Below are 24,742 nucleotides of genomic sequence, written 5' to 3'. Positions count from 1 at the left end.
TTTGGTAGATCGCTTTAGCGGTCTTTTTTTTTGCCTTTTTTCAACTTTAATTCAAATTTATTTTTAGCTTGCCCTCAACTTCGTAAGATGGATTGGTCGTATTACTCTTTTCTACGATCCTAGGTTCCACTCTGCACGAAAACATGCCTTTGGGCATCTTTTCCCGCAGGCGGTGGTAGATCGCTTTCGCGGTCTTTTTTTTTGCCTTTTTTCAACTTTAATTAAAATTTATTTTTATCTTGCTCTCAACTTCGTAAGATGGATTGGTCGTATTACTTGCTTTGATAATCATATTTTTTGCAGGCGGTTGCTTCAAATCAATCATTTGCTATAATTAAATATATTTTGTCGTAGCGATTGGATTAAAGTGAAAATTATTAAAGTCATATTACTAGCATTCTTTTACATCAACTTTGTCAGTGCAGAGCCAATAGATTTTCAAGAAGTACTTAAAAATAAGAAAGTCGATTTTATCAAGTTTCCTTATCGAATAAACTTTAGTGGTGAGAGACTCTCTGAGATTTATAAAAGGTTTATTCTTGATGATGCTGTTGTAAGTGCAAAGCACCCAATGGTTCAGCGCACGATGAAAGCTAATGAAGTGGATTTTTCGAAGCTTAAAAAAGATAGTGTTCTGCAATTATATATTTCAGTTGAGTTATTGGATTATAATAAATTCTCTGTTTATCAACGCCAGTTAAATAAAGCAGGGAGGATTGATCAAAACAGTATGAAAAGGATTAAAGAGCAATTAGGCGAGAGAACATTTCGCTCTTCTGTGTTCTATATGGCCTCATATGGTAAGTTTGCTCAAGATAATCCTGCTTACGCTGATGTGAGCTTTCTACAGAACTCACCTGTATCTTTGGGGCTTAGTACATCTTATTATCCAAAGGATAGACCTTTTAATATTTCAGGTAGTATTTATTATTCATATCTAACAACGGCCGAAATAGATGATTATACTAATGATAAGATAAATGTAGATCCGGAGATTGGAGGAAATCTTTATTTTTCATATCGTTTAATTTCACCTGCTATTTCATTATATGCTGGTCTTGATTACGAAGAATTTAATACATTCAATCTTGAAAACCTGAAAAAGAATGACCTTGTAAGCTTTGATACTAATCAAGTCCTATATGCTACGTTTGGAGCTTCTCGCTCTGTAAATTTATTTGGTCAAAAGCTCTTTGCAAAATTGAGTTATTCCCAGTCTATAGCATCTGAGAGGAGCTCTAGTTTAGTAAATGCTGAAAATACTCAAAGCTTTACAGGTAGTAAGATTCTTTTTTACCTGTTTAAAAACGTCGGGAATAACTTTTTCGCCCATAGTTTGATTAAGTATCATTGGATGAGTGGGCCCTCTAATATTACAACTTTAAGGGTTGGTCTCGGTTTTGGTTATATTTTATAAAATTTAAACTTTTTTTTACTGATACCGACAATATGTATTGAGGTGTATGTGAAAAAAATCAATCTTATTTCAATTTTGTTTATTAATCTTATTTTTCAATCTTGTTCAATTGATGTTTACAAATTTGTTTCTGAAGAGGATTCGACTATTGAGGATGATACCCTTGTCCTTACTCAGGATGACCTAGTTTTTAATCTAGGTACTGTTAGTGAAAAAACTAATCTTTTTCGCTCTGATACCATCTATGAAGATATTCCTAAAAGTAATCTTATTGAAAAAGAAATTTCAATGAAGGGATCAAGAACTCCTGCTTCGTCTGATCTGAGTTATGACCTATATGAAGTTCAAGAGTTTGATACCGCCATGAAAGTTGCATTTTATCTTTATAAAGATATTCGTAAATGGAAAGAGATTAGGGATTTAAATGGATCAGTAGATATGTATGTTGGGCAAACAATTAAGGTTCCTCGAATTCCTGAAAATTTAAATTATGTAAGACCAGAAGGTGAGCCATACCTTATAAAAAAGGATGATACCCTTGGGAAAATTTCTCAAGGAGTTTACGAAGGTAATAGTCGATTCTGGATTAATATTTGGGATAATAATAAAGAGATCATTGATGATTACGATTTAATTTTTCCAGGCTTCACTTTATATTACAAAGATTATGCAACGGTTAAGAAAGAATATCGTGCAGTAAGAGCGAAGTATGATTTTTCAAATCCAAAAAGAAGAGAGATCAGTTCTGAAAAAATTATTAAGCAATAGAAGTTCTATCATAATGATCGTTGGAGCTTTCATTGCTCTTACGATCTTTATATTTCAAAATAAAGAAATAGAATCAAAACAATCTGTTATCGTTACAACAGTTCAAAGTATATCACCTCCACCCTCTGAGCCAGTTGTAGCAAAGAAAGTAAAAGTTGAAGAAGTTGAGCCAGTAATAATTCCGAAGATATTGGAAGTTCAAAAAATTGAAATTACTACTGGAGAGCGAAAGCAACAAAAAGATTTAATTATTGAAACTTTCACTTGGAGCACAACGAAGAAAGCAAGTGCCTCCGTGAAATATGTAATCGAAATTCTTAATAGAGAGAACCAAAGGGTGTTAAAAGAAGAGACTGTGAACTCACAATTTGTCTTTAAACAAAACACTGTCGGAATCTATAAAATTAAGGTTTCTCAAATCGAAAATGGGCAATTGATATCATTTGGTGAAAGAAGTTTTTCTCTTACTGCGCCAGAAAATAGTAATCCAAAAAGTATGAGTAGTTATGTGATGAAATTTGTTTCAAAAAGAAATTGTTACAAAGTGGATCTTCCTAGTTACTCAACTGCAAAGAAGTACTTTATAGAAATTTATCGTGATATTGATAAGAAGAAAATGGTACGTGAGATTTGGGCCGATCGATCAGAGTTTTGTTGGCATAGTTCGCGTGATGGCCGTTATTATTTTCGCTACAAATATCTTGATTACTGGGGCGGTAGCTCTAGGTATTCAAAAATGTCTGAAATTATTTTCCCCATTTCACCAATGACAGACTTCTAAGACAGTTAACTGCGGTTAAGTTTTTCTTAATCTTTCTCAATTTGTATGAAGTAGGTTTGTCGAGGCTCCTCGTTATTGATAGGTTTGCCCATATCGAAATATTTGAATTCTATGAGAGGGGGAATTTATGCCTAAAATGTTAAAAGGAAGTCTTTGTCTATTTGCACTTCTAGCGAGTCTTAGTATTTTTGCCAATGATCAAACTGACGCTGATTCATCAACAGAGCCAATGCCAGTTCCGTTAAGTACTGCTTGTATGGTTCAGGGAAATTTTGGTGAAAATCTACCAATTAGAATAAAAATGAGTAGAGTATTTCAAGAGTGGACTGAAAAGCGCATTATTGAGAATACGACAAAAGAAGAGTGCTACGATATAGCAGATGATATTGCACATCTTGCTATTGGGATCGAGGACGTGAAAACTGGTGAGATTATAAAAACAGTCTCAGCTAGGCTTTGGTTTAAGAACTTTGAAACAAATGAATTCATAGAGGACGAAGTCTTTCGCGATCTATAATATAAAATCAGTAGCTTAGGGCTCCTTCTCTTGGGAATGGGCCTTAAGATCTAAATATTTCATGTGTATATTTCATACACCGCTTGTAATGCTTTCAATCGTAATCAAAATACAGTTTGTTGATGTTAACTTGAATTAATTCAAAATTAAATTTAAGGAAAATATCATGAAAACACTATTGGTTATTCTATCGGCCCTACTTCTATCTGCTAGTACTTTTGCAGGTAATGTTGATAGTGAGCTAGAGGAAAGGCTAAATACAATTAAAAATGAGATCTATCATCAAGAGCAGGAGAGCTCGGCACTAGATATTGTTATTCTTAAAAAGCAAAAGAGCCTTAATAATCTGCTTTTAAAGAGACAAATTTTAGTAGAAGAGACGGCATTACAGCATGTTATAAGTAAACTTGAAGATCGTCTTGATTACAAAGATAGCTCCTCACAAGAGGAGAAAGAAGTCTTAGAAACATTGAATATTCTTTTGGAACTAAGTACTGATGAGAGGCAAGAGGTAATCGATCGTTTTTATGAAGACCATAAAGATAATAGAGAGTAATTAGAATTTTTGATCTTTTATAGAAAGTCCTCTTAGTCTTTGCCCAAATTTTCAAATGATGGTAAATAAAAGGCATGAAGACTCTTATTCTTATATTTTTTGCGGTTTCAGCATATGCCATCAATATTAAAAAATTTGATATTGATCATCGTGTAAAATCGAAAGAATTCGATGTCGCTATGATTTCGGGAAAGAAAGATGGAATTCGTTTCTATCAAGGAACCATTAGTGATGTTCTAGCTCTACCTGTAAATACTGTCTTAGACACAGTCTTGGCCTTTGATAAACGTTGTAATAATGAACTTAGTGATAAACGCACTCTCTCAAATAAATTTAAAAAATGTCCATTTTCTAGTGACTCATTAATTGAGTCTGTCATTGTAAATGATCTCAAAATAAAAAAACTCGATAAAAATGAAATCAAGCGCTTTGTCGTTAAGCGTAGATCCTATAATCGTGGCCTTTATACATATAATGATTTGATACGTGTTTATCGCTATATGGATGGCTTTAAAATTACGATGGAGATGATGGATGACAAGCTTTCAAAGAGTTATATCTCGTCTCCCCTTAGTAATAACAGTGTGATGCAAACATCTGGTGGGGTTTATTACATAATGCCGGCCGCTGGAGGCAGGACACGTTATACGTACACATTTACGTGTAGCACTGACCATTGGTTACTTAATAAATCCATCACGGTTTCAACATTTTTTAGTAACATGGCCAAAAATTTGAGAGATGAGTTCAATACAATTAAAAATTGAACAATTGTATTATTTCCATGGCCCTTGAAACACAGCGTCTAGCGTGTTAGAGTCCCGGAAATTAAGAAAATACGCCTATTTATAAATGACGGTCACTAGTCATTATTTCAGCTCAAGATCGAGCAAACATCCGTGGCCTGCATTCTAGGCTTGCGTTTAAGGAGTCAAAATTGAATTTTAACGAAATTCCACTTAAGGAATCGCTGCTTCGTGCACTCGAAGATAGAGGGTTCGAATCGGCAACAGATATCCAGTCTCAAGCTATTCCATTATTAATTGAAAAAGACACTGACTTTGTTGGTCAGGCCCAAACTGGGACAGGTAAGACTGCTGCTTTCTCTCTTCCACTTCTTCATCGTATTGATGGAAGTGAAAAGAATATTCAAGCAATTATTCTTTCACCTACAAGAGAGCTTGCTAACCAAATCAACGATGAAATTAAAAAGTTTTCAACATTTGAAACTGTAAAGACGATGTCGGTTTACGGTGGTACTGCAATTGATAACCAAATCAGAAACCTAAAGAAAATTAAGCCGCAAATTGTTGTTGGTACGCCAGGACGTGTTCTTGATCTAATTAATCGTGGTGTTCTAAAGCTTGAAAAAGTTAAGTATGCAGTACTTGATGAAGCTGATGAGATGCTAGACATGGGATTCCTTGATGATGTTAAGGAAATTCTTGCTCAAGCTGAAAATAAGAAAACGTGGATGTTCTCAGCAACAATGCCACCTGCAATTCTTGATTTAATTAAGAATTATCTTGATGAACCAGAAATTGTTAGAGTTCAAAAGAAAACTCTTTCGAATGATAATATTACGCAAAAGTTCTACCTTGTACGTGATCAAAATATGAGAGAAGCGGTTTGTCGTCTTCTTGATGCTGTTGAGGATTACTACGGGATCATCTTTACAAAGACAAAGCTTGAAGCAAGCTCTCTTTGTGATGAACTAAACCTTAGAGGTTACCTTGCGGATTCTCTTCACGGAGATATGGATCAGAAACATCGTGATGTAACGATGAGAAAGTTTAAAGATAAGAAAGTAAAGCTTCTTGTATGTACAGACGTTGCAGCTCGTGGGATTGATGTTGATCACCTAACTCACGTATTCAACTATGGACTTCCGCAAGATCTAGAGTCTTATGTACACCGTATTGGTCGTACAGGACGCGCGGGTCAAAAAGGTCTAGCTCTTTCTGTCGTTTCACCAAGTGAAATTAGAAAGATTTCTGCACTAGAAAGACTAACAAAAGCTAAAATTGAAAGAGAAAGAATTCCTTCAGTTGATACTCTTAAAGGAGCTATGGTTCGCCGTAAGCTAAACCACTTTGAGGAGATTTTTGAAGAACTTGAGGGAGATGATTCTTTAGACGATAGCTTTAGCATCTTTGCTGAGAACTTTGATCATCTTGAAAAAGAGCAAGTTCTTAGAGCAATGTATATGTCACTATTTGCTGACAATCTGAAGCGTTTTGAAATGAATCCAATCATCGATATGGAGCCTAAGCAAAGAGGTGAAAGAGGTGAGCGTGGTGCACGTGGTGAAGTTAGAGCAGATAACCGTGGTAATATTCGTTGTTTCGTAAACTACGGACGTGATGACGGTGCTCAAATTGCTTCTTTCTTAGATGCAATTGCAGGTGAGCTTAAAATTGATCAAAGAAAGATCCGTAACGTTCAGCTTAAAGATAAGTTCTCTTTCATTGATATTCCAATTGAAAGTGGAAAGCTTCTAATCAACGGTGAAGAACAAGTATTCATCGGTAACAAGAAACTAAGATTTGAAGCAACTAAAGAACGTTCTCGTGATGGTGGACGCAGTGGTGATCGCGGTGGTCGTTTTAGCCGTGGCGGTGACCGTGGCGGACGCGGTGGAGATCGTGGTGGACGCTCTGAAAGAGGTGGCCGTGGTGGTTTTGGAAACCGTCGTAGCAGCACTGGGCGCTCAAACGGAAATAGAGGAAACTCTCGTAGCCAAATCTAATTAAATGAAAAAATATGATGTCATAATCATTGGTGCTGGTGCCGCAGGTTTATTCTGCGGCATTCATGCTGCCAAAAGAGGAAGAAGTGTTTTAATTCTTGAAGGTGCAAAAGGCCCTGGAAAGAAGATTCTTGTCTCTGGAGGCGGGCGCTGTAACTTTACGAATCTTGACGTCACTCCAAATTTCTATGTTTCTAATAATCCTCATTTCTGTAAGTCAGCATTAAGCCAATATACAAATTGGGATTTTATCTCTTTTATATCTGAATACAATTTAACTTATACAGAAAAGACGTTAGGTCAGCTATTTTGTGATCAAAAGTCACGTGGAATTTTAGAAGCACTACTGAAGTCTGTACCTAAAAATTGTGAGCTAAGAGTTAATAGTCGTGTTGTTGATGTTGAGCATGAAGAAGAATATAAAGTCACTTTATCTGATGGTACTGAATTTTTAAGTGAAACTCTTGTTCTTGCAACAGGAGGTCTTTCATTTCCTGGACTTGGAGCAACTGATATCGGCTATCGTGTGGCGAAAAAATTTGGTCATAAATTAATCGAGACGACACCTGCACTAGTGCCTTTTACTTTAGACAAAGTGAATGCAAATTTAGCAGGTATTGCTATTGAATCAGAGGTGAAGGTAGGAAGTAAGAAGTTTCTTGAAAATATCTTATGGACTCATAAGGGTCTAAGTGGTCCATCGATTTTAAAAGCATCACTTTATTGGAATATTAAGGACGAGGTTAAGATTAATTTCTTACCTAAGAGTGATCTTTACGAAATTCTTAAAGAACATAAGAAGAAAAATCTAGTTAATGCTTTAAAGGGACATTTACCAAGTCGTTTTGTTGAGCTTTGGTTGGCCCAGCACGATCTTCCCTTAAATAGAAATTGTGCAGAACTTTCTGGAGCACAAAAAGAAAAGCTAATAGAAGTAATGCATCACTGGACTTTTGTCCCTAATGGAACCGAAGGCTATCGTAAGGCCGAGGTTACAAGAGGTGGTGTGGATACAAATCAGGTAAGCTCCAAAACAATGGAGAGTCGATTGCAAAAGAATCTTTACTTTGTTGGTGAAGTTCTTGATGTTACAGGACTTCTTGGAGGATATAACTTCCAATGGGCCTGGTCCTCTGGCTATGTAGCCGCAAAATATGTATAATTTCTCTATGAGAAATAAGAAGAAAGAAAAAGCTGTTGTATTTACTGGTGGTGGAAGTGGTGGACATGTTGTTCCTGCTCTAACTTTAATTGATAAGTTAAAAGAAGATTCTGTTAGGATTTACTATATTGGTTCATATACTGGAATTGAGTCAAAGTTAACGAAAGGTAAGGTTGATCGCTATATTGGTGTTTCAACAGGGAAGCTTAGAAGATATCTCGATTGGCAAAATATTACAGATATTTTTCGTCTAATGATCGGACTAATTCAATGCTTTTATTATCTTGCTCATATTCGTTTACGTGCAAATACTATTGTATCGATGGGGGGATTTGTTAGTGTCCCAACTGTTGTTGCAGGTAAACTTCTTGGTTATAAAATTATTGTTCATGAGCAAACGTCACGAGTAGGGCTTGCTAATAAAATTGCATCATTATTTGCTCATCGTGTGTTCGTTAGTTTCAAAGATTCTTTAAAATATTTTCCTCAAAAGATCGTTCGATATTCTGGATACCCTGTAAGAGATGAGTTTAAAACAACTCAACTAAAGACTCGTACTTTCAAAGGTATTGAGCTTAAGGATTCAGATGCGCCAATATTTTTCATTACTGGTGGTGGAAATGGTTCGAAATTATTGAATGATAAAATTAAAGAAAACTTAGGTCCGTTAACGAAACAATTTGTCGTTATACATCAAGTTGGAAGTCAGTATATTGAGGAGTATAAATCTCTTGAAAGTAGTCGCTATTTTCCAGTCGCTTTCTTAGGTGATGAAATGCCTGATCTAATGAAGGCAGCAAAGTACATTATTTCACGCTCTGGCGCAGGAACAGTTGCTGAGTTGATTGCAATTGGTAAACCTAGTCTTTATATTCCATTAAAAATTGCACAAAAGAACGAGCAATATCACAATGCGATGGAAGCAAACCGCCTCTTAGGTTCTATCGTAATTACTGAAGATGAGTTTGGTCGTTGTGACTTATTAGAAGAAATAAAAAATATCCCATCACATGCTATCCCTCAGGATAGGGAGCATGCGAGTGAGATTATATTAAAAGAAATATTACAGTCTTAGAAGTACACCACGAGACTTAATTGTCTTGATGTAGTTTGAGAAAGGCTTAATCTTTCTTCTTAGGTTTGATAGGTGAGTATCAATATTTTGTGAGTTAACATCACTATCGGCCCAAACAACTTGAGAGATATGATCTCTTGAGAATATTTTGTTAGGGTTTGAAGCTAATAGAGTGATGATTTTATACTCAGTTGTCGTAAGTTTAATTTCTTTCCCTTCTAGAACAACATTTTGCTGATCGAGATTGATTGAGAAATTATGATCTTCAAAGTTGATTTCATTCTTCTTTTTACGACGATGCTTATTCTTCTTTGCTTCTACTTTATTTTTAATACGGGCCACTAGTTCATTAATAGTTACTGGCTTAACAATAAAGTCTTGTGCTCCAATTTCAAGTCCCTTAACACAGGCTTCTTCTGATGGGTCACCAGTTAAGAAAATTACAGGAGTACGCGGAGCAAGTTCTCTGGCCTTACTAAATAGTTCGAAACCATTTACTTCCGGCATGTGAAGATCCAGCACCATAATGTCTGTCTTGTTTGTGTTCAAGAAACTTAGAAGCTCGAGAGGATTTTGAATAAGTTCTAAATCAAACTCATCTTCTAGAAGATCTTGGTAGTTTTCTAAGTTATCGCTGTCATCGTCAACGATTGTTACGTGTGGCTTCTGGGCCTTTAAAATTTTTGACATGATTCAACTTCTCGTTCTTTAGTTTTGAACTATAACGTATTGATTTTAAAGGTTGGTTCATATGCTCGTCAATAAGATAAATATATGCTCGATGCGTCGTTTTGGAATTATTTAGATAATTTCTTTAATTATAGGTACTTAAGAGTTCGTAATTGTGGAAAAAAAAAGCCCCTAGTTCTTGTCTAGGGGCCTATATTGGGTATTTTAAGCTTTTTAATTGGCAATTAGTCCTTGCTCTTCTTTTCTTTTCTAACAACTGAACGTTTATTAGCAGCAAGCTCTTTCTTTCTAATACGGATATTTTGAGGAGTTACTTCTACCCATTCATCGTTATCAATCCAGTCAAGTGCCCACTCTAGAGTTCTTGGTCTTACTGGTGGAAGAATGATGTTTTCATCTTTACCTGCAGTACGAACTGAAGTTAGTTGTTTCCCACGACAAATGTTAACGTTGGCATCGTTTTCTTTTTTACTTTCACCGATAACCATCCCTTCGTAAACCATATCACCTGGCTCAACAAAGAACTCACCGTTGTTAAGTAGGTTGAAGACAGCGTATCCAGTAACTTTACCAGCTCTATCTGAAATGATGGCACCATTTTGACGAGCAAGCATTTCACCTGCAAATGGACGGTAACCTAGGAATTCTGTTGAAAGGATCCCTTCTCCACGAGTATCTGTCATGAAAGCACCACGGTAACCGATTAGACCACGTGATGGAATTTCGAATTCAATTCTTGTACGACCTTCACCGATTGGCATCATTGAAGACATGATTCCTTTTCTGATTGAAAGTTTTTCAGTTACAACACCAGTAAAATCATCTGGTACATCAAGAACTGCTAACTCATATGGCTCGTGCTTCTGGCCATCGATATCTTGGAAAAGTACTTCTGGTCTTGAAACCATTAGCTCAAAACCTTTACGTCTTAGTTCTTCGAAAACGATAGCGATTTGAAGCTCTCCACGACCTTTTAGTTTGTATACTTTTGCATCGTCAGTTCCTTCATATTGAAGAGCAACGTTTAGACGACAAGCATCTTGTAAGAATTCTTCAAGCTTTCTTGAAGTTAGGTATTCACCTTCTTGACCACTCATTGGAGAAGTTGAAACAGAAACGTTAACCGCAACAGTTGGTGGCTCTACTTCAATTCTTTCTAGTGGGTTTTGAGCAGTAGTTGGAGTGATTGTATCTCCAATATGAACCTCTTCAATACCAGCACAAATAACGATCTCTCCAGCGTGAGCTTCGTTAACTTCAACTGTTTGAAGTCCTGAGTAAGTTTGAATATTTGAAACTTTGAAGTTCTTAGATTTTCCATCACCGATACAAGTAAATTGTTGGTTCTTAACAATTGTACCTTGGTGAATACGTCCAACAAATTGTTGTCCTAGAAATTTTGAGTATGTAAGATTTGAAACGAGTAATTGTAGAGGAGAATCGATGTCTTGTTTTGGTTCTGGGAAGTAGTCTGAAACCATGAAATCCAGTACCGGAATCATATCCTCCCTTACTACACCTGGCTCCATTGCTGCCCAACCATTCTTTGCAGAAGCGTAGATAAAAGGGATATCAATATCAAAGTCTTCAACTTCAAGTTCAGTTGCGATTTCTAGAAGTAGGTCTTCACATTCACCTTTTACTTCTTCAATTCTTTGGTCTGGACGGTCAACCTTATTGATAATAACGGCAACTTTTAGTCCTCTTGAAAGAGCTTTTCTAAGTACAAAACGAGTTTGTGGAAGTGGCCCTTCTGAAGCGTCAACTAGAAGTAGTACACCATCTACCATCATTAGTGATCTTTCTACTTCTCCACCAAAGTCCGCGTGGCCTGGAGTATCAAGTAGGTTAATTTTTGTGTCTTTGTAAAAGAAAGAACAGTTTTTAGCTGTAATTGTAATCCCGCGTTCTTTTTCGATTTCGCCAGAGTCCATTACTCTCTCTTCAACTTCAGCGCGTTCGTCAAAAGTGTTTGATTGCTTAAGGATTTCATCAACCATGGTTGTTTTACCGTGGTCAACGTGCGCAACTACTGCGATGTTTTTTAATTTCTCAAATTGACTCATTGTGTGCCCTTTCTTGTCTGTCTAATCTGCTTTCTATTAATGAATTTATTTGCTACACAATATATATGATTCAGCTTGTAAATGTAACTAAATCTTTTGGTGGCCGAACGCTTTTTGAAGAAGTGACGTTCTCACTCAATATGGGTGAAAGAATAGGCCTAGTGGGACGAAACGGTACTGGTAAATCGACTTTATTTAAGGTCATTATGGGGATCGAGTCCTATGATAGTGGCGAAGTAAAGATTCCAAAGTCTTATAAAATCGGTACCTTAGATCAACATATTCACTTCTCGCATGAGACTGTCTTGGCCGAGTGTATGTCAGCACTAGGGCCTGAGTTTGAATATGAAACTTACCGAGCAGAAAAACTCTTAACTGGACTAGGCTTTTCTGATGAAGATTTTGTGAAAAGTCCCCAGAGTTTTTCAGGTGGTTATCAGATACGAATTAATCTCGTCAAAACTCTTCTTACTGAGCCGAACTGCCTCTTATTAGATGAGCCAACAAATTACCTTGATATCGTCTCACTTCAGTGGCTTCGTTCATTTCTAAGAACCTTCCAAGGTGAAGTAATTATCATTACTCACGATCGTTCATTTATGGATTCGGTAACGACTCATACGATGGGTGTTCATCGTGGAAAGCTTAGAAAAATAAAAGGGCCAACAAAGAAGTACTACGAGCAGCTTGAGCAAGATGAGATTATTTATGAACAAACTCGTGTGAATCAAGAGAAGAAAATAAAGCATATGATGGATTACGTGGATAAGTACCGTGTAAGTGCCAGAGGTGCATCTCAAGCTCAGTCGCGTTTAAAGGCAATTGAAAAGATGCAAGATATGAAGCAACTAGAAAAGATAGCTGATCTTGATTTTTCTTTTAATCACGTTTCATGCCCAGGTAAGCAAATCATGAAGGTTAATGATTTGAGCTTTGGTTATGATGAAGAGAATTTATTTTCTGGTGTGAGTTTTGAAGTAGACCGTGAAGATCGAATTGGGATTATTGGAAAAAATGGTAAAGGTAAGTCGACTCTTCTCAATGTTCTCTCTCATGAGCTTAAACAGAGAACAGGAGAGATTTGGGAACACCCAAGTCTTGCCCTAGGACACTTTGGTCAAACAAATGTGAAACGTCTTCATGCAGAGAATACAATTGCTCAAGAAATCCAAGAAGTTAATACGGAACTACCTATTACGAGAGTAAAGGCAATTGCCGGAACTATGCTTTTTACTGGTGAAGATTCAGACAAGAGAATTTCTGTTTTATCTGGTGGAGAAAAAGCTAGGGTTATGCTTGGAAAAATTCTGGCAAAGAAAACAAACTTACTTTTTCTAGATGAACCAACAAACCACTTAGATATGGAGAGTATTGAGTCTCTAGGTGAAGCGATCAATGACTATGAGGGTGCATGCTTGATTGTAACTCACAATGAGGATCTTCTGCGCTCTTGTGTTAACAAACTTGTAATCTTTAGAAAAGATGGTGCCGAGTTCTTTGAGGGGACTTATGACGAATTTCTTGAAAAAATTGGTTGGGAAGAAGATGTAAAGCCAATAAAAGAAAAGCCTGCTCCGATAAAAGTAGAACCAGTAAAAAAAGAAGAGCCTAAGGTATCAGGAAATAAATATAAAGAAGAAGAGATCATGGCCCAGATTGAAACATTAGAAAAGTATCAGTCTGTTTTAGAAGAGAAAATTCAGAATGCTTCAGCGGCGGGTGACACCGATGCAATAACTAGCGCAGGCCATGAGCTTGAACTAGTTAATGCAAAAATCGATGAGTTACTAGAGTTACTATAATTATTGTTCTTGTGCTGATGATGAGTTAGACGAATCAGGAGCACTTGTACGAATGGCCTTGTCGGCTTTCGCATTGGCACATTGAGTGGCATCATTTTCATCACAAGGACAGTATGCAAGAAGTTTAGATTTAATATCGAACTTCTTTTGCTTTTCAGAGTGGGCTTCGCAGATTAACTTCTTAAGACACACTCCCTTATTTGAGCAATTAGCATTCTTTCCTTCAAATAATTTTTCATTCGAATCAAAGTTACAATTGTAATAGATTAAATCATCAGGAAGAAGCTCCTCTTCTTGTTCGACTTCTACCTGTACAGGAACAAATTTTTCTTCATCGCCACCATCTGCTTCTCGAGGAATTGCTTTCTCTCTTCCGTCGTCATCACGTGGAATTACTGGAATAGCTTCTGGTGTAGGCTCTGGTTCTTTTTCCTCTACTTTAGGAATTTCTGGTTGCTCAGGCTTTTCAAAAATTGTTGCAAGCCTCTCTTTTAGAGCATTACAGCTAAATGCCTTTTTAGGTGTACTCTTTGCTTCACAAAAACAATTTACATTATCAATGATTTTTTCAAATGTTTCTTTATTGTTATTATAGCGCTCTTTCAAAGACTCTTTGAAATTAGGAACTTTTGCAGAAGCTTCTAGACATTGAGAAGTCGCATAAGCATATGAAGGTGAGACTTTAATACAAATTCCGGCTTCGCTATTTCTTTTTGAGTTTTTTGTAGCTACAAATGGTAGTGGGTCGAGACTAGAGTCATAGCCACCAAAAATTTTCGGATTACAGCGAAATAGGTTTTTTCCACCACAACTATAACTATTAGTATAAACTACTGAATCAACACTTTGAACTTTATCTAAACCAGAAACTTTCCAAGGAGCCTGACAATAGCTACCTTTTCTCGTTGATGCCCAACCACCAAAGTAGCACATATTGTTACATTCTTGCCCTTCAGCGCAAGCTGTTGGGATTAGCATATCGATGACAAAGTTAAATGAATATTTTCCACCATTTGTACTTTCAACCTTGTAGAGTCCATTTCGTGAAACCTCAGCAAGTGTCTTCAAATAAGCTTCGATAATATCCGATGTGTATTCACTTTGCGGTAACATTTTTAAAGCTTGTTGATAAATATAGTTATCTGATACAGCAATGTCGGTCGTTGAAATAGGGTAGGTTACCTGAATCCCTACTTTAGGATTGTTTAAAAATGGTTTCACCTTTATATATTTTTTCGACTTAGTTTGGATTAAATAGTGTTCTTTCGTAATATTAATTAACTTACCTGTATTGTATACTGTTGGTACTGTGAAAGCATACGTGTTAAAAAATGAAGTAATAGTGAATAGAACAGAAATTAAATATTTCATCTTATACCTCCGTTCCTAATTCAATAACACTACACTTATTCTCAATTGTAGAATTTGAAATGGATTTCACATGACAAGAGTTATCTCCAATTGATTCTTCATCATTAAATTCACATGTGATCTGATAAGTTTGATTTTTACATTTATAAGTTTGAGCACAAACTCTAGATTTTGAATTGTCATTGATACACTGTTTTGGATCTTCTTGTGAGAATGATATAAGTTCGAATTTTGCAAAGTCAATTTGCTCGTCTTCATTTGTACATATCTCATCTCGACATTTACCATAAAGCTTGGCCGTTGGAGTAAATCCGTCTTCTGGTTTATACCTATAACTTTGATCGATAGGATAACAGTTGCTACGTCCAACTTTTTCAAGCTCATCTTCGGAAAGCTTTAGCCTTTTGGGACGGCAGTTACTTTCTTTTGCTAAAATGTTTTTTGTTCTTTCGTAACAAAAATAAAATTTTCTTTCGATCTCAGGTGTTTGAGTATCAATCTCAACAGGCTCTGGTTTTGTCGCAGATGACGTCTTAACTTCAATAGCTCCGCGATCTTTTGGATTTAAAAGGGCAACTTTTACAATATTGCGAGCACTTTCATTCGTAATACAACGAATCGTCATCTCTCCACCTGAAACAATTCTAAGTGTAGCTTGAGAGCTATCGTAGCAATAATTACTTTCTTTATTTACTTCGATCTCTTTGACTTCTCGATAGATTTTTCTAACTTCTTCGCGATCACGATAGATATCTAATCTTGCACGTACATTACTTAAGCTATCTCTAGTACTTACAGAACTATCACCTTTAGCTATTTTATCCATTAAAGCTTTTTCCTCTTGTAAGAGAGGATCGGCCTTTTCCATAATTACTTCAGTTAAGCGAGCTTTTAAATGATCAGTAAAAGCCTTCTTATATGCATCAGACTCAAGAATATTGATCTTAGAGCCATGAACACTTGCTTCGTAGAATTCATGACCTTCAATAATTTGATCTACAATTTTGTCATCATTTGCAAACAAAGGATTTGAAAAGAGTAGCGGTGCTATGAGACTACATAGTTTTAAAATTTTTTTCTTTGAATAAATCATTACGATAATTCCCTTTCTCTCATTACTCAATTCTTATCGGTAATGAGGGGCAATTACTTGAGCAAAAGCGTTCTAATCTAAGTATTTAAAATTCTTATTGATTATGTGATTTCACATTGTTGTTTTTACGATTAGACTGGTTGTTTTCAACTTCACTTTTTTGATTACTTTGAGATTGGTTGATAACACGATCACGTGATTTTAAAGTAACTTTCGTCGCACTAAACCAAGGATCTTCAATCTTAATTTGGTCTTCATTACCATCTAGAATAGTGATAACTGGTACAATATCATATGAGTCTTTTTCTTCTTGTTTTACTGAAAGTCTAATAGTTTGTGGCCCTTTACCTTTTCTTGCACTTGAATCCTCTAGCTCGATTATGTATTTACTTTCTTTTCTAAGTGTTTTGTATTTCTTACGTGGACAACCTCCTAACTTATATGAAGTAATGACATCTGCGGCACAGCCGTCACTAATATAGTAAAGTAGGTCATATTCAACAATAATTCTATCAGGAGAATCTGCATCTATTGTAATTTCTTTCTTAGGAAAAAAGCTTTTGTTAAGCTTTATCTTCATTTCAGAAGCGTGAATTGCAAATGCAAATAAAATGACTAATGAAGATTTTAAGACAATTTTAAGTCTCATATTACCACCTAAGAAAAGTTTCCTAAGTAGCTCATCGGAATTTATTCTAAATTATTAAATTTAAGTGGAACTGAGTTTGCCATATCTCTTACAAATACTTCGTCCAAAGCATTATTTAAGTCTTTATCTAAGCAAAGCAGAGTATTTTCATAAGAGTGATCTGTAGCGTTGTGTTGGAAGTTATAGCTTCCAATACTTGATAATATTCTATCAAAATAAAATACTTTAGAATGCAGAAAACTCAGATGTAACCAGACTCGAGTTGAGTCAAATCTAGCATAATCTTTTAAAAGATTAGAGAAATGGGCCTCTCCAAAATAGTCATTCCACTTTTTTATACTTTTGAGTTTTTTTCTGATTTTTTTCTGTAGTGATTTATCACTAAGTGTTTCATTAAGTAGTAATTCTTTTATTTCTTCATTCTTTATGTCAATAATCTCATTACCAGTCATATCAGTACCTGTCGTAATGAAGTCTAGAGATATGCCGCTCTTTTGAAGCTCTTCTACTTTTTGATGTAATTTTTTAAACATCTTAAATGTATCAAACTTCTCTATTAAAGGAGCATCTTTAAATACTGAATTATAGTATGTATCTGAACGAATCGGATCCATAACTCCTAGGTATGTATTTGTATAATTAAGTGCAAGGAGGTAGGCATCACCAATATTTGTTCGATATTCATAAGGTGACTGTTGTATAAAACGACAGACTCCCTTCATTCTTGTGTCTTTATTATTTAATATTTTGTCATATTGTCCTTGCCCTCTCAGCTCATTCTTTTCTTCCCATTCTAGTCTTGTGAGGTAAAAGTCGAGTTCCTTTTCTAGGTTTGCGATATTCTTACCAGTGTGTCTGATGATAGCGCCGTTTCTTCCTCTAATATTTCGAGTATTTTTTTTCTTAAAATATTGCCAGTCTTTTAGAAAGCCAATTGCAATATCGGTGACAAGGGGACCTTGAACCATGATATCAATATCTTTGTTTTTGAAGTCAGTATCTTGGGAAAGATTGTCAGCATTCAGTTGATTTTGACCGCCAACGATAGCAATTTTTCCATCCACGACTAATTTCTTGTGATGATAGACTGTACGTCCTTCATGTTTCCAAAAATCATTTGCTCGTATAAATTGAATACCCTTATCTTTAAGCTTATTTGGACATTCATTATGTCCTAGTGCTTTAGACATCATTTTATCGTCCATAATATAGACCTTGACGCCTCTTTGGTGAGCTTTAATTAACTCATTAACTAGTATCTTTACAGAAGAGTCGCAAACAAAACTCAAAGACGACATTAAGATCTCAGACTTTGCGCTCTTAATAAGCTCTAGTTTCTTTTTATATGAATAATGATTTTCAAGAAGTTCTACATTATTGCCAAAGCTAAGTTGAGATTTTGAAACCTTATCCATTTCTATTTGAAATGCTGATGTAAAAAAGGAATGTTCAATCGTATTAAAATTAATCCTTTTAAAATCTTCTGAGAATAAAGATAGGTTAGCTATTTTCTTTCTAATTGGTGGATGATTTAAAAAACCCCATTCTTTTAATGGGTATACATCTACGAGATGATGTCTATTCTCATTTGAAAAATTAAATTGTGAGTAGTAATTGATCTTTGCTTCATTAAAAGTTGTGCCCCCATACTTTTCTATATAGGCATCATAATCAGTTTGGTAATCTTCTTGTAAGAGATGCCAAGTCAGCTCATACCACTTTGTATTCTCAAGCCTTCCATACTCATCTCTCTTATAGCTGTATGTTGCTCTGTCAGCACTTGCCTGATTGATAACATAGTCTTGATCTACAAAAGGAATTTGCAGCGCTAGGACATTAGTGGCCAAAGTTAATATGAGTGCAGATCTTATGGATCTTACTAATATATGAGACATGCTCATATTTTATGTTGGATTAATGAAAAAATATTGATTTTTGAAATAACTACCGTTCTGTTTAAAAAGAAAACAGACGTAATTTAGAGTAGTTGCGGGTGCTCAACGTATTTCTTTATTCCGGCAATGATCTTGCTCGCATAGACTCCATCAATGATTCTGTGATCGAGTGTAGCTCCAACAGTTAATGTTTCTCTGGCAATAATCTCACCTTTTTCTACGATGGCCTCTTCTTTGACTTTAAATAAGCTCAAAACAATTGGCACGTGAGAGATTGTGGGAATTGGAGCAAATGCAAATTCAGCACCAAAGTTACCAACACTTGTAATCATACAAGATCCAAATGGATCACGTTTTACACTGAAGAGTTTCGTGTAAAGATTGAGTCGATACATAGCAAAGTCTAGTAGTGTAAGGGCAGGTCTCGCAAGAAAGTTAGGAATAAGCTCCACAACCTTTTTAACTTTTTTAAAAGATTTATCTTTGTCGTTTCGAATATTATTCGCACTTTTCATCAGTTCTTTCTTGATATCAAAAACACTTTTCTTGTCAGCATTCCTAATGACTGTTCCTGAAAGGTCCTTTCCACTATGATCTACTGAGACTTGTAAAAAGATATCGACACTCTCTCTTTGATAAAGATGAGGGCCACGAATCATTCGATTAATTTGTGGGTTTTCGTGGAATACTTGTGCAATTATTTTTGTGAAAAGATGGGTAGGAGTTACTCCTTTATCTTTTGTGTATTTTTTGAAATTAGTCGCATCAAATTTTAAAAGGCCAAATGTCGAAGGATCAACAGGCGTTTTCCATGTATTCATAGAAACTTTGCGCCAAGAAGAAAGGCGTTTGACCTTAGTAAGTTTAATATGTCTCATAAGCGAGAATTTGCCTTCTGATCACCAATGTATTTGAAACGAGGAGTTTCAACTCCATCAATAACAATAGATTCAATAAACATCTCTAGAGGACGAACCCAGAGTTTTCCAAGATCATTCTCATATAGACATTCGTAGTAGACTAACTCTTCTAATGTTTCCGAATGGCGAACAATATCATGAACGATATAATTCATACCTTTGTAGTGTTGGTATAACCCACCTTTGACGATCTTACTCATTAGTCCTTCCTTACTTTTCTATAAAATTTTATTGCCGCCATAAGAACAACTCCTAAAGCAATAATTCCGCCAACTCCGTAGAGAATTCCTTCTAAACTTTTTATTACAGCAAGAAAGACAATCGCAAAAAGGAAGAGTGTCGCAACTTCATTCCATATACGTAAGAATTTTGCGGTATGAGGAAAATTGTCATTTTGAAGTGCTTTAAAAATCTTATGACATTTAAATTGGTACATTAGCAGTAAAACAACTAGTGTTAATTTTAAATGTAGCCAGTAGTGTCCTTTCATTGGCCAGTAAGTTGTATAAACCAATGAAGCGCCAAAGATCACTGTAGCAATACAAGCAGGCCAGGTAATTCCATACCATAGCCTGCGAGACATAATTTTAAACTGAGCACTTAAAATATCTCGTTCACTGTCGCTCTTATCTTGGGCCTCTGTATGATAGATAAAGAGGCGGACAATATAAAAAAGTCCTGCGAACCAACAAACGATACTAATTAAATGTAGTGCTTTTAAATACTCGTAACTCATTATTTTCCAAATGTTGGAGCACCAGCGATATTTTCTTCATAGAAATTACCGAATGTACTCATTTGCTTATGGAAGCTAACGGCAAGCTCTTGCGCCTTAGTTGTATAAGCATCATGATCTTCCCACGATTTTTGAGGATTTAAAATTGTACTTGGAATTTCTCCCACAACTTTTGGAATATTTAGACCAAAGATAGGGTCTTGTTCAGTTTCAACGTTATGTAGATTATTAGCTTGGATGTTACGAATAATCTGTCTTGTAATATTTAGAGGGAAACGTTGTCCAGTACCATATGCACCACCAGTCCAACCAGTGTTCACCATCCAAACATTAAAGCCTAGCTTGTCAATATACTCACCAAGAAGTTTTGCGTATTCACTTGGATGACGAAGCATGAAAGGAGCTCCAAAACAAGATGAGAAAGTGGCCGTTGGCTCTTTTACTCCAATTTCTGTTCCAGCAAGCTTCGCTGTGTAACCTAGAACAAAGTAGAACATCGCTTGTTCTTTTGTCAGTTTTGCAACTGGAGGTAAAACACCAAAGGCATCAGCAGATAAGAAGAATACGTGTTTAGGAATATCACCACGTGAAGTCTTTTCAAGTTCATCGATGAACTCTAAAGGATATGAAGCACGTCCATTCTCAGAAAGTGACTTATCATAGAAATCAACAAGTCCAGTATTCTCGTCTAGAACAACGTTTTCAAGAAGTGATCCGAAGCGATTTGAAGCCGCGTAAATTTCTGGTTCACCTTCTTGAGAAAGCTTATAAGTTTTAGCATAGCATCCACCCTCAAAATTGAAAGTACCCGCTTCACTAATTCCGTGCTCATCATCACCAATTAGATAAGTACCAACATCTGTTGAAAGAGTTGTTTTTCCTGTTCCCGAAAGACCAAAGAAGATTGAAACTTCACCGTTATCAAGGCGAGATGCCCCTGAGTGAGTTGGCATAATATTCGACTCAGGTAGAAGATAGTTCATCGCTGCAAACATACTCTTCTTAATTTCACCCGCATAAAGTGTTCCTGCAATAATTGTAATTTTAGATTTGATACAAGTTACAATTGCAGTCTCTGATCTTAAATCAAATTCAGCTGGATCCAGTTGAAGTTCTGGAGCGTGAAGAATCGTAAAATCATTTTCATTAAAGTCTCTCATCTTTTCACGAAATAGGTGAGTTGAGAAAAGTGCATGATTAGGATTAGTTGTTACAAGTCTTGCACCAAGGTTGTGAACTTCGTCAGCACCAACGCTTCTTTCAGTAATGAAAAGATCACGATCTTCATTTAGGTAATTAGTTATATGTGACTTTAACTTTGCAAAAGTCTCCGGTGTCATGGCCTTAAAATTATTGTCCCACCAGATTGTATTTTCTGTTGTTTCATCGCGAACGATATAACGGTCATTGGCGCTGCGCCCCGTATGCTTTCCTGTCTCAACTACTAGAGCACCGTCTTTAGTTAGCTTTCCAATGCCACGAGCTACTGTTTCTTGAATTAAAAAGCTTCTTGCAGAGTTTACAAATATCTTATTATTTGGTCGCTCCATGTTAATTCCCATGTCTGTATAAAATTGCGTCATACATCATCTCCGGTTCGTTTTTTACAGTCCATAATAGTTCTTGTTATTAGTTCTTTTATGCCACTAAATATATGCTTTTTAACCTGTATTGATAACCATTTTTATCCTAATTCAGCTCATATTTTTTAACGCTAAGAAGTAGTCGGAATAACGATTTTATAGTATATTTTGGGGACTTATACACAATAGATATGATGCACTTAGTTGTGCTTTGAATTATAAGGAAGAAAATATGCAGCCATTATCATCTCGCGAGATTAGAGAGAGATTCCTAGATTACTTTGAAAAGATGGATCACTTAAAAATTAGTGCATCTTCAATCGTTCCTCAAAACGACCCGACACTACTTTTTATCAACTCTGGGATGGCCCCGTTAAAGAATTATTTTCTTGGAAAAGAGACTCCTCCATCTCCAAGGCTAGCAAATTATCAACCATGTATTCGTACAAAAGATATTGATGATGTTGGTGACCGTCACCACTTAACAATTTTTGAAATGCTCGGTTCTTGGTCAATAGGTGACTATTACAAAGAAAAAGCATGTAAGCTTGCTTACGACTTACTAGTTCATGAACTAGACTTCGATCCAAAGAGACTTTACTTCACTGTTTATGGTGGAAATGATGATCTAGGGATTAAACCAGATACTGAGTCTATTGAGGCTTGGAAGAAGTGTGGTGTTCCTGAGGATCATATTGTCGTTCTTGGTGAAGATAATTTCTGGGGACCGGCAGGGGACCATGGGCCATGTGGACCATGTACTGAAGTATTCTATGACACAGGTGCAGAGTATGGGCCTGAGTATAAGCCGGGTGGACATTTTGATGATGTAAGTCGTTACATTGAAATTTGGAATGCCGGTGTTTTCATGGAGCTTAACAAGCAAAAAGACGGGACATTTGAGCCTCTACCACTTAAGTCGGTTGATACAGGTTCTGGACTTGAGAGACTTGCAATGGTTATGAATGGTTGCGATTCTGTTTATGAAACTGATTTACTCGCACCGCTTATGGCATTTTCAAAAGAGCTTTTAGGTAAGAATACAGATATTCAAACTGAGCGTATGATTTCAGATCACATGCGTGCAAGTATTATGATTCTTGCTGAAGGTGTTATGCCTGGAAACGAAGGACAAGGATATATTCCACGTCGTCTTATTCGTAAGTGTGTCGCCGCTTGTATTTCAAGAGGTGTGAAACCTAACTTTAATAAGCACATTCAAAAAACAATTGAGATGCTTGGTGATTACTACCCACAGCTTAAGTCAGCTCGTGAAGCAATCATCTATAATATGGAACAAGAAATTAATGAGTTCGTTCCAATCGTTGAAAATGGTCTAAAGAAAATTGAAGAAGAGCTATCAACAAACTCTAAATCAAAAGAACTATTTCCAGGGCATGTTGCATTTGAACTTGTAACAACTCATGGACTTCCTTTAGAAGTAATTAAAGCTGAGCTTGCTTCAAAGAAAATTGAATTTGCTGAAATTGAATATAACGAGTGTTACGAAGCTCACAGAAAAGCTTCTCGTGTAATTTCTCGCAAGAGCTCTGTTGGTGCAGACCAGGAGAGAATTGAACTTGAGTTTATCGAAGTAGCTGATACTGAGTTTACTGGATATGACTCTCTTGAGACAGATAGTGAAATTTTAAAAATTTACCGTACTGAAGATGAAATCTACTTTGCGACAAAAGAAACACCATTCTATGGTGAGTCTGGTGGACAAGCCGGTGATATCGGAACTGCTAGAACATCTACTGGTGAGCTTCAGATTATCGATACAATGAAAGTAAAAAATACTCATGTTCATATCGCTAAGATTATTTCTGGTGAAATTGAAACAGGTGAAAAGATTGAGTTGGTAGTTGATGGTGAAAATAGAAAAGCTTCAATGAGAAACCACTCTGCGACTCACTTACTACATGCTGCTCTTCACGAAGTGATTGGAAAGCATGCGATTCAAAAGGGTTCAATGGTAACTTCAGAGCGTCTACGCTTTGACTTTCAAAACCCTCAAGCAGTATCTAACGAAGAACTGATTAAAGTAGAGGCTTTAGTAAATAAGTGGATTATGCAAAATGATTCACGTACAACAAAGCTTTGTTCATACGAAGAAGCTATTGATAATGGTGCGATGGCATTATTTGGTGAAAAATACGATAGCGATGTTCGCGTAATTGCATTCGGAAAGGAAAGTGTTGAACTTTGTGGTGGGACTCACGTAGGACGCACAGGTGATATTGGTCTTTTCGTAATTACTCAGGAAACTTCTGTTGCAAAAGGTATTCGTCGTATTGAGGCCGTAACAGGAACTGAAGCAGTTCGTGTGATGCAGGAAAGAACGGCACTACTTAATGCTGCGGCAAAAGAACTTAGTACGAAACCTCAAGAGGTTCCAGCTCGTATTAAGGATCTTCGTGCAGAGATGAAAAAGAAGATCAAGGAAGCGAGTGCTAAAGCAGCTCAAAATGGATCAACTGACTTTATCAAAGAAGTTAAGCGTGACTATGAAGGGTTTAAGCTATTTGCTGCTACTTTGGATGCTGATGCTAAAGCGGTTAAAGAAATTGGTGATAATATGATCAACAAGGGTGAAGTACAGCTTATCTGCCTCATTTCGAAGGATGATAAGGGGATGAAATCATTTGTATGGTCTAACTCTGATGTTAAGGCAGGGGACTTCTTAAAGAAGATCCTAGAGCCTGTCGCTGGACGTGGTGGCGGACGCCCTAACTTTGCTCAAGGTGGTGCACCAGATGTAAACTCTGGGGCTCAAGTGCTTGAATTTATTGAAAGTTTATAAAGATTTCTATAATAGACACAGGTTCGACAAACCTGTGTCTAATTTCCTAACATCCCTATACTTAATTTCACTCCATAGTCGTTAGAAACAAATTCTGATGTATAAAGAA

21 protein-coding genes are annotated in these 24,742 nt (G+C 36.2%); 11 read left to right on the top strand and 10 right to left on the bottom strand.

Features of this window, described 5'->3' with window-relative positions:
- The first annotated feature begins 367 nt into the window (after positions 1–367).
- From ABMA70_RS07330 to ABMA70_RS07290, 9 genes are all read left to right on the top strand, one after another.
- The gene (locus ABMA70_RS07330) at positions 368–1,417 is read left to right on the top strand and encodes a hypothetical protein (RefSeq protein ID WP_392990724.1); all 1,050 of its coding nucleotides are present in this window, start codon (positions 368–370) and stop codon (positions 1,415–1,417) included.
- Between the two features lie 48 nt (positions 1,418–1,465).
- On the top strand, positions 1,466–2,185 hold the full coding sequence (locus tag ABMA70_RS07325; RefSeq protein ID WP_392990725.1) for a LysM peptidoglycan-binding domain-containing protein: 720 nt from the start codon (positions 1,466–1,468) through the stop codon (positions 2,183–2,185).
- Positions 2,127–2,966, top strand: coding sequence for a hypothetical protein (locus ABMA70_RS07320; protein WP_392990727.1), 840 nt, complete (start codon positions 2,127–2,129; stop codon positions 2,964–2,966). The genes ABMA70_RS07325 and ABMA70_RS07320 overlap by 59 nt, the downstream gene beginning before the upstream one ends.
- Before the next feature lie 127 nt (positions 2,967–3,093).
- A complete protein-coding gene (locus tag ABMA70_RS07315; protein ID WP_103218877.1) occupies positions 3,094–3,483 on the top strand; it encodes a hypothetical protein in 390 nt (129 codons plus the stop codon).
- 166 nt (positions 3,484–3,649) lie between these two features.
- A complete protein-coding gene (locus ABMA70_RS07310; protein ID WP_103218878.1) occupies positions 3,650–4,039 on the top strand; it encodes a hypothetical protein in 390 nt (129 codons plus the stop codon).
- A gap of 74 nt (positions 4,040–4,113) precedes the next feature.
- The gene (locus tag ABMA70_RS07305; protein ID WP_103218879.1) at positions 4,114–4,806 is read left to right on the top strand and encodes a hypothetical protein; all 693 of its coding nucleotides are present in this window, start codon (positions 4,114–4,116) and stop codon (positions 4,804–4,806) included.
- A gap of 170 nt (positions 4,807–4,976) precedes the next feature.
- A complete protein-coding gene (locus ABMA70_RS07300; protein WP_392990730.1) occupies positions 4,977–6,788 on the top strand; it encodes a DEAD/DEAH box helicase in 1,812 nt (603 codons plus the stop codon).
- Positions 6,789–6,792: 4 nt separating this feature from the next.
- Positions 6,793–7,950 carry an NAD(P)/FAD-dependent oxidoreductase gene (locus ABMA70_RS07295; RefSeq protein ID WP_392990732.1) on the top strand — a complete coding sequence of 386 codons (1,158 nt, stop codon included), beginning with the start codon at positions 6,793–6,795 and terminating at the stop codon, positions 7,948–7,950.
- Positions 7,951–7,957: 7 nt separating this feature from the next.
- A complete protein-coding gene (locus ABMA70_RS07290; RefSeq protein ID WP_158246928.1) occupies positions 7,958–9,025 on the top strand; it encodes a glycosyltransferase in 1,068 nt (355 codons plus the stop codon).
- Here ABMA70_RS07290 and ABMA70_RS07285 read toward each other — a convergent pair.
- Together ABMA70_RS07285 and typA are read right to left on the bottom strand one after the other, a co-directional pair.
- Positions 9,014–9,715, bottom strand: coding sequence for a response regulator transcription factor (locus ABMA70_RS07285; protein ID WP_103218883.1), 702 nt, complete (start codon positions 9,713–9,715; stop codon positions 9,014–9,016). The genes ABMA70_RS07290 and ABMA70_RS07285 overlap by 12 nt on opposite strands.
- A gap of 224 nt (positions 9,716–9,939) precedes the next feature.
- Positions 9,940–11,781 (bottom strand): translational GTPase TypA, encoded by a 1,842-nt coding sequence (gene typA, locus ABMA70_RS07280; protein WP_103218884.1) that lies wholly within the window; start codon positions 11,779–11,781, stop codon positions 9,940–9,942.
- A 65-nt stretch (positions 11,782–11,846) separates the two neighbouring features.
- Between typA and ABMA70_RS07275 the strand changes: the two genes are divergently transcribed.
- On the top strand, positions 11,847–13,583 hold the full coding sequence (locus tag ABMA70_RS07275) for an ABC-F family ATP-binding cassette domain-containing protein (RefSeq protein WP_103218885.1): 1,737 nt from the start codon (positions 11,847–11,849) through the stop codon (positions 13,581–13,583).
- On the opposite strand, the gene ABMA70_RS07270 is transcribed toward ABMA70_RS07275, so the two are convergent.
- From ABMA70_RS07270 to ABMA70_RS07235, 8 genes are all read right to left on the bottom strand, one after another.
- Complete coding sequence (locus tag ABMA70_RS07270; protein ID WP_392990735.1) at positions 13,584–14,954, bottom strand: hypothetical protein; 1,371 nt, start codon at positions 14,952–14,954, stop codon at positions 13,584–13,586.
- Between the two features lies 1 nt (position 14,955).
- Positions 14,956–16,047 (bottom strand): hypothetical protein, encoded by a 1,092-nt coding sequence (locus ABMA70_RS07265; protein ID WP_392990736.1) that lies wholly within the window; start codon positions 16,045–16,047, stop codon positions 14,956–14,958.
- 94 nt (positions 16,048–16,141) lie between these two features.
- Positions 16,142–16,696: a hypothetical protein gene (locus ABMA70_RS07260; protein ID WP_392990738.1), complete on the bottom strand. Its 555-nt coding sequence runs from the start codon at positions 16,694–16,696 to the stop codon at positions 16,142–16,144.
- Between the two features lie 41 nt (positions 16,697–16,737).
- Positions 16,738–18,591, bottom strand: coding sequence for a phospholipase D-like domain-containing protein (locus tag ABMA70_RS07255; protein WP_392990740.1), 1,854 nt, complete (start codon positions 18,589–18,591; stop codon positions 16,738–16,740).
- A gap of 83 nt (positions 18,592–18,674) precedes the next feature.
- Positions 18,675–19,469, bottom strand: coding sequence for a 2-oxo acid dehydrogenase subunit E2 (locus ABMA70_RS07250; protein ID WP_392990742.1), 795 nt, complete (start codon positions 19,467–19,469; stop codon positions 18,675–18,677).
- Positions 19,466–19,711, bottom strand: a complete 246-nt coding sequence (locus ABMA70_RS07245) for a DUF1653 domain-containing protein (RefSeq protein ID WP_103218891.1) — start codon at positions 19,709–19,711, stop codon at positions 19,466–19,468. Before ABMA70_RS07245 ends, ABMA70_RS07250 begins: the two co-directional genes overlap by 4 nt.
- Positions 19,711–20,247, bottom strand: coding sequence for a CopD family protein (locus ABMA70_RS07240; protein WP_103218892.1), 537 nt, complete (start codon positions 20,245–20,247; stop codon positions 19,711–19,713). Before ABMA70_RS07240 ends, ABMA70_RS07245 begins: the two co-directional genes overlap by 1 nt.
- Complete coding sequence (locus ABMA70_RS07235) at positions 20,247–21,830, bottom strand: phosphoenolpyruvate carboxykinase (ATP) (RefSeq protein ID WP_392990744.1); 1,584 nt, start codon at positions 21,828–21,830, stop codon at positions 20,247–20,249. Before ABMA70_RS07235 ends, ABMA70_RS07240 begins: the two co-directional genes overlap by 1 nt.
- A gap of 232 nt (positions 21,831–22,062) precedes the next feature.
- Between ABMA70_RS07235 and alaS the strand changes: the two genes are divergently transcribed.
- Positions 22,063–24,633, top strand: a complete 2,571-nt coding sequence (gene alaS / locus ABMA70_RS07230) for an alanine--tRNA ligase (RefSeq protein WP_103218894.1) — start codon at positions 22,063–22,065, stop codon at positions 24,631–24,633.
- Positions 24,634–24,742: the final 109 nt, after the last annotated feature.

The organism is Halobacteriovorax sp. XZX-3, assembly GCF_043196495.1.
Classification (GTDB): Bacteria; Bdellovibrionota; Bacteriovoracia; order Bacteriovoracales; family Bacteriovoracaceae; genus Halobacteriovorax_A.
Note: the sequence above shows the minus strand (reverse complement) of the source record. Positions and strands in the feature narration are given on the sequence as shown.